Source organism: Candidatus Erwinia dacicola, assembly GCF_001756855.1.
Classification (GTDB): domain Bacteria; phylum Pseudomonadota; class Gammaproteobacteria; order Enterobacterales; family Enterobacteriaceae; genus Erwinia; species Erwinia dacicola.
Map to the genome: position 1 here is coordinate 1 of NZ_MAYS01000217.1, position 10894 is coordinate 10894.

10 protein-coding genes and 4 pseudogenes are annotated in these 10894 nt (G+C 46.0%); 8 read left to right on the forward strand and 6 right to left on the reverse strand.

The annotated features are described in order from the left end of the window. Window positions 1-48: 48 nt before the first annotated feature. The 8 genes and pseudogenes from BBW68_RS06775 to BBW68_RS06805 form a co-directional block, all read left to right on the forward strand. A pseudogene (locus BBW68_RS06775) lies at window positions 49-345 on the forward strand (transposase); the annotation flags it as partial. 63 nt (window positions 346-408) lie between these two features. Then, a pseudogene (locus BBW68_RS06780) lies at window positions 409-825 on the forward strand (DUF4113 domain-containing protein); the annotation flags it as partial. A gap of 417 nt (window positions 826-1242) precedes the next feature. Beyond that, entirely contained in the window at window positions 1243-3045 is a 1803-nt protein-coding gene (locus BBW68_RS06785; RefSeq protein WP_070134543.1) for a ParB/RepB/Spo0J family partition protein, read from the forward strand. Window positions 3046-3385: 340 nt separating this feature from the next. Further along, window positions 3386-3553, forward strand: a complete 168-nt coding sequence (locus BBW68_RS18790; protein ID WP_186821296.1) for a hypothetical protein — start codon at window positions 3386-3388, stop codon at window positions 3551-3553. A 194-nt stretch (window positions 3554-3747) separates the two neighbouring features. Continuing rightward, window positions 3748-3870: pseudogene (locus BBW68_RS20595) on the forward strand (hypothetical protein); the annotation flags it as partial. Window positions 3871-3873: 3 nt separating this feature from the next. Continuing rightward, on the forward strand, window positions 3874-4320 hold the full coding sequence (locus tag BBW68_RS06795; RefSeq protein WP_070134545.1) for a hypothetical protein: 447 nt from the start codon (window positions 3874-3876) through the stop codon (window positions 4318-4320). 89 nt (window positions 4321-4409) lie between these two features. Continuing rightward, on the forward strand, window positions 4410-4742 hold the full coding sequence (locus tag BBW68_RS06800) for a type II toxin-antitoxin system RelE/ParE family toxin (RefSeq protein WP_070134546.1): 333 nt from the start codon (window positions 4410-4412) through the stop codon (window positions 4740-4742). A gap of 14 nt (window positions 4743-4756) precedes the next feature. Further along, window positions 4757-5098 carry a helix-turn-helix domain-containing transcriptional regulator gene (locus tag BBW68_RS06805; protein WP_083264830.1) on the forward strand — a complete coding sequence of 114 codons (342 nt, stop codon included), beginning with the start codon at window positions 4757-4759 and terminating at the stop codon, window positions 5096-5098. A gap of 85 nt (window positions 5099-5183) precedes the next feature. On the opposite strand, the pseudogene BBW68_RS06810 reads toward BBW68_RS06805, so the two are convergent. From BBW68_RS06810 to BBW68_RS19135, 6 genes and pseudogenes are all read right to left on the reverse strand, one after another. Continuing rightward, window positions 5184-5483: pseudogene (locus BBW68_RS06810) on the reverse strand (SOS response-associated peptidase family protein); the annotation flags it as partial. A gap of 74 nt (window positions 5484-5557) precedes the next feature. Further along, window positions 5558-6628, reverse strand: a complete 1071-nt coding sequence (locus tag BBW68_RS06815; RefSeq protein WP_070134548.1) for a hypothetical protein — start codon at window positions 6626-6628, stop codon at window positions 5558-5560. Window positions 6629-6969: 341 nt separating this feature from the next. Then, window positions 6970-7368, reverse strand: a complete 399-nt coding sequence (locus BBW68_RS06820; RefSeq protein ID WP_070134549.1) for a hypothetical protein — start codon at window positions 7366-7368, stop codon at window positions 6970-6972. 204 nt (window positions 7369-7572) lie between these two features. Next, window positions 7573-8160 (reverse strand): hypothetical protein, encoded by a 588-nt coding sequence (locus tag BBW68_RS06825; protein WP_070134550.1) that lies wholly within the window; start codon window positions 8158-8160, stop codon window positions 7573-7575. An 87-nt stretch (window positions 8161-8247) separates the two neighbouring features. Further along, complete coding sequence (locus BBW68_RS06830) at window positions 8248-10671, reverse strand: DotA/TraY family protein (protein ID WP_186821295.1); 2424 nt, start codon at window positions 10669-10671, stop codon at window positions 8248-8250. Further along, a partial coding sequence (locus tag BBW68_RS19135; protein ID WP_222563071.1) for a hypothetical protein occupies window positions 10668-10894 on the reverse strand: 227 nt, incomplete at its 5' end. The genes BBW68_RS06830 and BBW68_RS19135, both read right to left, overlap by 4 nt.

Below are 10894 nucleotides of genomic sequence, written 5' to 3' on the forward strand. Positions count from 1 at the left end.
CCATCCTTCCAAATTTACACCACGTCCTAAGACTCTACCGTCACAGAGATGATGGACGAAGCGGAGGCGGAGGTGCTGGCGTACTTCGGGTTCCCGGGAGCGCACCGGGTGAAAATCCACTCCACGAACACGCTGGAGCGCCTGAATAAAGAGGTGAAGCGGCGTTCCGACGTGGTGGGTATCTTCCCCAACGAAGAGAGCATAACCCGGCTTCTGGGTGCGGTGCTGACGGAGCAGAACGAAGAATGGCTGTTGCAGAACCGCTACCTGCCGCAGCACAGCATGGCGGAGATAGAGCAGACCGCTGAAAACGATGTGATCGAGGCGCTGCCACTCAGCGCTTAACAGACATATTACCGGACCGGAAGGCTGGATCTGAATTTACACCACCTTGACGGACTCGACCTCTGCCGGCACATCTCGGTCTTTATCAAAACCTCACCTTTCGCCGTCAACGAAACTTATTACGGCAACGTGGCCAGCGAAAAACTTCTCCTGCCAACCCGTGATACGCGTGACATTATTAACGCCGCTGTGAAGGCCATGGACCGTATCTGGATAGATGGGCATCGATATGCCAAAGCTGGCGTGATGTTGAACGACTTCACTCCATGTGGAGTGTCCCAGTTGAATCTTTTTGACGAAGTACAGCCACGTGAGCACAGCGACGAGCTGATGAAGGTTCTGGATGGGATCAACCATTCCGGTAAAGGCAAAGTCTGGTTTGCCGGTCGAGGCATTGCCCCGGAGTGGCAGATGAAGCGAGAAATGCTGTCGCCAGCATATACGACGAGGTGGAACGAAATTCCGACTGCAAAGTTATAAAAAGATTAAATCCGTCTGGTATGGGGGTGGCCTCCCTGTGGGCGACCACTTCCAATAAACAGGTTATTTCTAAAACTTCAGTAAACAACTAAATCGGAACCCAGAGGGCCCCCCGATTTAGTTATTGACTGATTAAAGGAATACAAAAATCTAATTTGGAATCTTCAGTGTATTATGTCATGGAAATAAATATTAATTAATGTGCTGTATTTGGTTGTCTTTAATGTTTTATCCTGGCATAATATCATTATTGAAATAACAAATGAATGTCCATTGCGGATTCATTGTTGTTCACTTCCGGCACTGGCCATTCTCAAAGGAGAGCTAACATATTAAATAATACTGTTTCTTCTACAGTACCATATAAAAAACTGCGTCAGGCATCACATTAATGCCCGCAAACATAATGTTGATACGTTGAATTTTAAACGCGGTATTATTAGTCTTGCGAGATCAATAGCAGCGCGTAATCTTTTACAAAACTTAATCGTGTTCAGCGATGACGAAGTTGAGCAGGGCTGTTGGTTTGTCGCCGCAGGTCAGCGTAGACTTATGGCTCTTGATTACCTCCATCGTGTTGGTACAATTGATGACGATTATCCTGTGCGTGTTGATTTCATTGATAAAGCTGATGCGCTTGTAGTTTCAGTCTCTGAAAACAATGACCGCGTAGATATGCATCTTTCAGACCTGATCGTCTCTGTCAACGAACTTGCTAATAATGGTGATTCAGTAGAAGTGATTGCAGCCAAGTTTGGCTATAAAGCTCACTATGTCAGGAAGTTGATGAAGCTGGCTAACATGGCTCCTGAGTTAATGCAGCTACTGAAGAATAATAAAATTTCCTTGAATCAGTTAATTGCTTTGAGCATTACAGACGACCACGACCTCCAGTTAAAAGCATGGGAAAATTCTTCTTATGATAAGAACCCGAAGGACTTGCGTCGTCTGGCTTTGAATGAAGAAGAGCCTATAAGCGATAATAAATATATCAAGGTCGTTGGTATAGATGCTTACCGTGATGCAGGTGGTGAAATTAAACATGATCTCTTCACCCAGCATGAGAGTCATGGTGGTTATATTCTGAATCCTTCACTTGTTCAGGAGTTGGCACTGAACAAATTGCAAGTGCTCGCTGAGCAAGTCGCTAATAATGAAGGATGGAGCTGGTACGGTAGTCAGGAGCGTCTTGAGAGTTGGGGGGATGATTCTAAACGTTATGAATTCCCGAAGCCTCAGCTTGAAGATTACGTATTTACTTCAGAACAGCAGAATCATTTAGATACTATTTACGATAAGCTCGAAAATGTTAAGTTTGCAATGGAGGAGGCCGAGGAACTCCGAGGTGATGAAAAATGGGAAGCACTCCGTCCTTTATCAAAAGAGCGTAATGAGCTTGAACAACAGAAATTCGAAATACTGGATGTGGCCGAGTTCACCCAGGAATATAAATCACAGCGCGGCGTCATTGTTTCAATTGGCTATCATGGTGATATTGTTATTACGCGTGGGTTGATGAAGCTTGTTGATAAAGCCAGTAAAGAAAACAAAGCCGTAAAAGTAAAAACTGACGGTACGGTGGTTCCTGTCACGCAAGTTTCAGCTGCGTTGGCCAGATCACTGTCATGTGAACGCACTCTGGCAGTCCAGGCTGTTTTGTTGCAAAAGCCGGAAATTGCATTGGCTCTGACCGTTCAAAAGCTTGCTCTGTCAGTTTTCAGCGCTGGTTATCATCAGAATCCAGCTTGCTTCACCATTCAGGAAACAACTCGCACGATGATCGAAGCCGCCCCTGGTTGCGAAGATGGTGAGGCAGTCAAACAACTGAGATTGGCCAAAGCCAAGTGGTATGAATCACTTCCTAAAGGTTGGGAAGACGATTTCACTCTGTTGACTTCATTAGGAACAGACCAGTTACTTGAGCTACAGGCTTTTTGTGTCGCTGTGACGCTGGACGGTTCCGTATCTCAGTACGAACCCAAGCAGAAGAGTAAACTGCATAAACTCGAATTTGCAATGAACTTCGATATTCATGAGTACTGGAAACCTACGGCTCAAAACTTATGGAGCCGTCTCAAGAAAGAAGGAATGATCGACCAACTTACTCAGGCTGGCGTCAGCGTTAATAAAGACGAGTTTATGGCTTATAAAAAAGGTGATGCAGCTAAGCGCGCTGAGCAACTAATCGATGGAATTAAATGGGTTCCTGATTTTATGTGATTATCGAGGGGTGGCATGTATTTGCCGCCCTGCATAGATTGTCCTCAGTACATCTTCAAAATTTAAGGAATCTGGGCATGGCTAATATGAAGCAGTTTTGGAAAGGGTGGGGTTATATGTGCCAAGTGGTTGGCAAGCGGCACACTCGTACTTACGTTGGCACTCCGAAATTTCACTATGGCGCCCTAAGTCGCTTCCAACAAATTAAATGGCTGGACTAACCCATGAGTATTCTTACCAGAGAATGGTTGCAGCAAAAAATTGCCGATATTGAAGCTCGCCATGACGACCCATGGCTTGGGCTGGATGAAGCGACAGCAACATCCTGGTAGCTCTGAGAATGGTGCTGGCATCGCTCGAAGCCAATTCTGTGGCCTGGACTGATGAACAAGAATTGCGTGATGTAGATAAATTTGGCTGCGGATACTTGTTTACAGTTAACCCGATCACACCAAATGCAGATCCGCGTCGTGTCATTAAGCTTTGCCGCATGCTGGAGATTGAATGATGGAATTCACCAAAGAGCAGTTAATCGCGCACATCGCTGCAAAGGCTTCGCGAATAAAGCCAGATTTGCAGGTTAACGATAGCCTCCGAATTGAAGCACTGATGAATAAGCGCGTATTGGAAATCGCGCTGGCATCGCTTACCGTACCAGACGATATACCGCCACACGTTCTGGACGCGATGAGCGATATGTGTGACGCAGGCTATCACACTGCAAGCGTACATATGCCAAGCATCGATTCGCCAGGATTCACCAGCTGGGCCGATGATTGGCACGGTATAACGCTTGAAGATGGTATTGAAGTGGAAGAAGACTAAGTTATGCGAAATTTTACAACACTTGCTGCCAGTTTCCGCATGCAGATAGCAAAGCAGTGGTCAATACGGTGCGGGTTATCACCGGCTCTGGCCATTGAGCAGGTTGTTAATGAGGCTGTTAGTGTCGGGTTACTTAATGAGCCTCGTGTGCTCCCGGGAAACACGTTTACAGACTGGGCCAGTACAGGAAAGTCACCTGCATGGGCGGCACAAGCAATGCTGAATCTGCTTCTCAAGTCTGGCTGGGTTCCCGGAACTGAAAGTGAGTGGGCTGGCGTTGCAGCTATCCAGGTACGTTCCGGGAAGTCATTGCCTAAAGAAGGTTATGTTGAAAAGCTGTGTGCGCTCTCCCCTGCTTTGGACCGGCTGACAGCAGCTGGCTGGATACATGCCGCACTACTCGAGAACGAAATTTTCGTATACGAAAAAAACGCGAGAATCAAGCGCTAAGCATTTTGACTCTTTTAAGTGACATTTACTTGATTTTGTGTCTCTTATAAGTGACAATAAGACATGATCAGGGAGTAAGGGGAAACTGGATGTATAAATCTCAGTTCTACCAGGATGAAAATGGCGATAAACCGTTTAGTGATTGGTTGACGAAGCTTAAGAAAAAAGACCGTATCGCCGCGGCGAAGATAGACACCAGAATAGACCGGGCCGAAGCGGGTAACTTTGGCGATCATAAATTTGAAAGGGATGGCGTCTGGGAGTTACGAATTGATTATGGACCAGGCTATCGGGTGTACTACTCGATAGAAGACGGTGAAATCATCCTGTTATACGTCGGCGGCACGAAAAGAACGCAGGACGCCGATTTGGATAAAGCAGTTGGATACCTCAAAGACTTTAAAGCGAGGGCGAAAAAATGACAGTAGCGAATAAAATGGAGACCGCCAACAAGGCGGTCGCAATCGCACCGGCAGTTGACCGTGACAAACTCATGATTGAGGAGTTACGCGCCGATCCTGATTATGCTGAACTGTACCTAAAGACCGCACTCGAAGATATTAACGAGGAAGGTGGTTTAGGCGGTTTTCTCATAGCGTTACGTCGCGTGTTAGAAGCGAGGGGCGGCATAAACGAAGCGGCCAAGAAGACAGGATTAGCCCGGCAAAGTATATACCGTGCATTATCTGAAAAGGGTAACCCAACAATTACGACTTTGGCGCAGCTTGCTTCTGCCGCAGGTGTGAAGCTAACTTTAATAGGTAAAGCCCACCATTGAAATTAAGTAAATGCGGGATTAGCTTGCATGGATGATCAGGAGAGGATGGCTATCTACTTCAATTTGGGCTGAGAACTGGCTCGATCAGCTCACGGCCCTGGTTCTTAACATTACCCACGGCGCGTGAGACTGCATGCCAGGTAAATGTTTCAAAGCGGGCATTAATTAATGGCGGTTTATCCCACCATGGTGGTGCGTAACCCCACAAGACAGGATCGATATGCAACGCTCCTCCACGTTGGTTGAGGAGCAGAACCTTAGTCCCAGGCGCGACATTGTATCGAGCTATAGGCGCTGGGTCGAAAGGGATATCCCTGTCGACGTCACCGGTAAGCACGCTAAGATATTCTTCACGGCTAAGCGATTGAGAAAAGCGGCCACACATACGAACCTCCAGTCAGTACCCAATTATAGGCCATTTAAGCACTCATTGACCCCGTTCGTGGTGGCTATACCAGGTCAAGACGTCTTCAACTGGTAATCCTTGCTGATAACCCCTACGGCGCTCCCCGGATTGATGACCGCCGGTCGGACCCAGATCACTCGTTCCTTGAGCCGCCTTATATGACCTCTTCTGAGATGGGTACGCCTTGGGGTTCCTGGTGTAGCATCTGTCGCACCGGCGTAAGACTTAGTGTGACTCGTTCTTTCATCTGAGATCTGAAGAACCTTGTATTCAAACTTAGGCTTAGGAGCTGGCTTAAGCTTCTTACGAGCTGATGGTGGGAGTTTTCTCAAGCCATCCGGTGTGGCTGCATTGACTGGTTCGATGATGACGTTAGCGCAGTTAAGAAGGCTGCATGCGCCAATGTAAGCAAAAACTTCATCGCGGGTATTCAGAATGATATCTGCGAACAGTTTATCACGACCACCCATGGCTCTCTCCATTTCGCTTGCGAACTCTGGCAATGCGATGAATGGCTCAACGATAAACTGTGTCAGGTTTTTCTCTGGGAGTTGGTCAGCGGATTTGAGTTGTTCTGTGGCCAGGACCGATGCAGGTAGTAATTTGAGTTTCGCGTCACTTAGCTTTTCAAGATGATTATCATAAGGAACAAAGGACCCACCCTGGCATAAGATCCACGACTTATCGTGATCATTGAAGTAAATTGAGAATACTAATACACCACCCTGCGGAAAGCTTTCTAATAGTCTATCGAGATTGGGAACAGGGCATAGTTGTTTGTGCTCATCTGAATAATCGATGCACAAAGCAATTCGTTTGGTTGAAAGTGTATTGGGGAAATCTTTATATTTCTTTAACGGAGTATATTTTACCCAAGGAATTTCAAAGGTTACTACCGGATAAGGTAGGCGAGCTAAATCGAGATGAGTTTGGCTGAAACTTTCGACGTCTATAAAATCGGCGCAATTTGGTAATATAAATTTTGTGCTTTCTGAAACAAGATCTACGACTTTCCGTATTACATACGCTGACAAAGGAAATATCCGGGAGATATTTCGTTCGGTTTCATTAAGAAACTTTAACGCTTCTTGGCTGTAGTTAAGTAATTCAATGTTCCCATTCATAATTAATTCCCTTTCACAAGTTAGGATAAGTTAATCGCGGTTTCATATGACGTCCAGTGAACAGATGGTACTAAACTACCAAATGAAACTGTTACTGTCAGAACCACTGGCAGTTTTTTTGAATTTACTTATCGTGGGAATATCTGGTAATGGTGGCTATGTCGGTCGGGTGTAAGGTAAAACGATGATTGGCTCAGCATGGGGGTAGGCTCTTTGCGGGTTCTACCCCCCATAAAAAGGGTTTTTCAAGATATCGCCGTCAACCACTAAATCGGAACCCAGAGGGACCCCCGATTTACCAATTGACTGCATGAACGGCGAACTGGTGATAGTACGCCAGGCTAATTAATGGCTGTTATGCGGCCATCAACAATGAGGTACTTAACAGCTGGCATCAGGCCCTTTTCTCCAATTTTCCCGATCGTCGTTTCAAGGTCATTGCCGCACCACCACTGAAAGCGAATTTCGGTTCCTTCTCCGGCAGCGACGGATGTACCTGGTCCTGCGGTCACCGTTGAATCCGAACCAGTGATAACGTTGCAAAAAGCACCAGTATCAATGCTACTGTTGTCGCCCGCGATAACAACACAGTTGTTTCTGCACTGTATGTAAGATTCAGCTCCTGCGGTTATGTTGCAGTTGTCAGCAATGAATACGGTGAGGTGAAAGCCGGCTTTGATTTGAATATCATTGGAGAATGTGAAATTGCGGTGATCACCGCAGGTGATATGTGTTTGCATAGGTTTCAGTCCCAAATATTAGTGCATTAAGCGCGCCAAAACTGGTTCCAAGCAGGATTGGTGGCGAACTGAACATGGTTTGGAACCCGGATGCACTACCGGCCGCTACAAGTAGCGCCACGCCCAGCCCGCCATTGCTGGGGACTGTACTATGCATCACGGGGTTCCAAGCCCGACCGTCGATTGTGCGACGGATTTACGACATTATAAGTTTACTGCTTTGAAATTCAAACAATGATCATCAGCAACGGCAACTTTGCTGAGTTCCAAAGCTTCAGAATCTTGAATTTTTGAAGCTAAGGTTAGCGCTACGTAGACAACAACTGTGCATGCAATAAATGACAGCAGAAAATGTCCGTTTATCATCAGGGTTGTTGCAACGGCAATATAGGCTATCGCAGTGGCAATGCTCAGAGCAGTAACCTTTGCTAGTACGCTGTTTCCATACTTGATGGAAGAGCCGATGATGCCGGCAATTAGCACTAATCCAATGAGTGCTCCGATAATCGGTATGGCGCAAATTACAGATGTAATCATGAAAATGAGGCTAAGTTTTTTTGTGTAACCAGACCTGGTCAGATTTACGTCTGTTTCGTACAGGATTTCAGTTGAAACATTAAATACACGAACCATGCGACCGTTTGTATAAACGATTCTCACTGTGTCGCCGATAGACAGTCCTGATGTTACTTCATCATTTAGTTCAATGTATTCACGCTTATCGCCGAATTTAAAGGTGACAGCATTACCTGTAATAACTTCCACTACGCCAGTTTTTAAATTATTTTTCATTTTAATGGCCTCAGGGTATTTAACTACTTTTAAAATAGCACAAATTCTAAGTAGGGGCAATAAATACCCCTCTTAGGAAACGTTATTTTATACTATTTTGGGTGCTGCACCATTAGAACTACCAGAAGGATTTGCTCGAGGTTGTCTAGTTCCTGAATTAAGCCCATTTTCAGTTTTATTAGCCAGAACGTTAACTGAATGTCCAGCTTTGTCAGACATATCTCGACCGAGACTTTGACCCATGTGTCCTCCAACCCAGTTGATCACTTGATCTGGTACAACATTAATTAATGAGAATGAAGAGCCGACGAGCGCTATAGCTGTTCCACAATATAAAACTAAATATCCGATAAGAGTTGCTATTCCGGTTACTGAATCAAACTGAGCATTAGCCATTGCCGCGGGCATGAATTTGTTTAGTAACGTTCCCCCAATGATAACTATACCGCCACCTAATAAAAATCCTCCAACCATTAATGTTGGTCTGAACATTAGGTTTAAAATAAAAATATAACCATGGGTCGTTTTTTGCCCCATACCTTCACCATCACCTAGTAAATGTGCAAAGGCCCATAAAGCAGATGCGTAAATCGCCTCTCCTATTATAACGAAATAATTAACGCAAGCAGCAAGCCATATCAAGAACGGCATCAGCGGAATGTAAATTGCTAATGTTATCCCGCATCCAATTAACATTATAAAGCTAAGGTTAATATAAACACCCAGAGATTCTGCTAATGACTCAATTGCTTTGCCTACCCCAGAGAACTTGTTTACAACATTTCCAAGAAGTGATTCGTTTGCCCCTGCCATGAAAGCTTTGATTGCGGCGAAGCTCAGTATTCCAGCTTCTGAACTCGTTATGACGTAATCACCAAGGTTTTTCATAGCAATAACTGGGTTGACTTGTCCGGAGTCATTTTGAGACAAATTGATCAAATTGGTTGTAAGAGATTGCCCTGCTGTATTAAATACGTATCCAAGGAAACTTGAGGCGTCAGTAATGTTGTTAGCTTCGTATGATGATTTTGCTGTCAGAACTCCAGCACTTGAATTGTCAGTCACTGAGCGTTGGGCCTGATATGCGCTCATAACGAGACGGTACTCATCATCAACAGCTGGACGTTGCCCGGTTGATGCACCAAATGCCGATCCTTTGGCCGCAGCAGTATTTCCAACCCGATTATTCGCAACGGCTAAAGTCTGGTACCAGCTCCCTAGCGACATCCAGCCTTCAGTTTTGATGGTTTCTCCTACCTGGCTGGTAAGATTTTTCAGCTGGCTATTGATATTTGATGACCTGATAGCCGCTGTTACCTTATTTTCATAAATCTGACTGGCGTTCTGGATAATCGCTTCTGCGTTTACCAGGCTGGCGTTTTCGTCTTGCTGACGAGCCAGTACGCCGTCTACGAATTGTTGTGCGCCATCACGCAGAGCTCGTTGCATTTCATTAAGGCCAGTAGCATGAGCTTCTCGGATCGCATTAATGTCTACGTCAGCTGAAATGCCGAGTTTGGCCAGTAATGATTGTTCCTCTTCTACAGCGATTGTAGCCCCGCCACATGTATAGCTGCGCGACTTGAGGATAAAACCATTGTCCCCGGCCAAACCTGACTGGTTGATATAGTCACCGGCAGAAGAAAAACCGCCGACAGAGTTAAGGTTATCGAGGCTGGCATTGATACCGAACATACAAAGATTCGCCTCGAAAAGTGAACGCGATAATTCGACAGTAGAAGGCGCAGCAGGTTGCAGGACAAATGACTGCCCATTCATAAACGCATCTACAGTCAGGTCAGTAGCAATATTCGCCCCGCCTACACCCACTTTTGCCGCGGCGTAAAGCATGAGAAGGGCACTCAGACTCCAGCCATTCGGTAGTGGTGTTAACAGTGAAAATGCCGCTAGGACGCGGATAGGCATCCATACTGATGCCTGGTCCTTATCCAGAAACACACCATCATGCGCTGTCTGGCTGGTCTTCCTCAGAATGATATAACCGCCCATGGCAGTACCCACGATGAGAAGTGTAGAACTGAAGACTTTGAGGACCTGAGACACCAGGCTGTCCCCACCGTCCTCAAGAATACCGTTCAAAGGGTCATTCACGATCTGGCCAAAAAGCGTCACCATTGCCTGCCGGCTAATGTCGGTACCGCGATCGGCTGCCGTTGTCAGATCATCAAGATTCTCAGCGTGGCCTGTTATAGGTGCACCCAGGGAAATAACGAGCAGAGCCGTCAGAAGAATTCTGCTTACCTGTGATTTCAGGCGCGGATTCAGCGTATCGCGCACCCAGTTTGTTTCAGCCCGAAAATCAGCAAATCCCCCCTTCTCGCTTTTGCTTAAACGCCGGTTGTCAATTTGCCACATACGGAACTGTACCGGCACGGCAAACAACATCATCGATGCTGAGAAAATTAACATACCAATGCCAAACAACATGGATGTACGCATCAGGGTAAACATGCCACCCAGAAAAATTAAATATGCCAGTACCAGGATCATTCGTTTCCGGATAACCAGCATCTGCCGTATTTCTTCAAGACTGTACAGTTGTCCACGGATGGCCGCATTTCTTTCAGCAAGTTAGACAGCCTCTTCAAAAGACAGTTCAGCACTGTTTTCCTGTTGTTCCTCTGTCCGGTCCTGGCCTTTGCGCGCAGCAAGTTTTTGCCGAATATCGGCATGAAGGTCTCCGATAACGGCGCGACTGAATAGACCCTAGTTT

Bases quoted from the DNA above. Each gene is read 5' to 3' on its own strand.
- BBW68_RS06825 (WP_070134550.1), bottom strand. From the start codon at position 8,160: ATGAAAAATAATTTAAAAACTGGCGTAGTGGAAGTTATTACAGGTAAT.
- BBW68_RS06795 (WP_070134545.1), top strand. From the start codon at position 3,874: ATGCGAAATTTTACAACACTTGCTGCCAGTTTCCGCATGCAGATAGCA.
- BBW68_RS18790 (WP_186821296.1), top strand. From the start codon at position 3,386: ATGGTGCTGGCATCGCTCGAAGCCAATTCTGTGGCCTGGACTGATGAA.
- BBW68_RS06820 (WP_070134549.1), bottom strand. From the start codon at position 7,368: ATGCAAACACATATCACCTGCGGTGATCACCGCAATTTCACATTCTCC.
- BBW68_RS06830 (WP_186821295.1), bottom strand. From the start codon at position 10,671: ATGATCCTGGTACTGGCATATTTAATTTTTCTGGGTGGCATGTTTACC.
- BBW68_RS06800 (WP_070134546.1), top strand. From the start codon at position 4,410: ATGTATAAATCTCAGTTCTACCAGGATGAAAATGGCGATAAACCGTTT.
- BBW68_RS06815 (WP_070134548.1), bottom strand. From the start codon at position 6,628: ATGAATGGGAACATTGAATTACTTAACTACAGCCAAGAAGCGTTAAAG.
- BBW68_RS06805 (WP_083264830.1), top strand. From the start codon at position 4,757: ATGGAGACCGCCAACAAGGCGGTCGCAATCGCACCGGCAGTTGACCGT.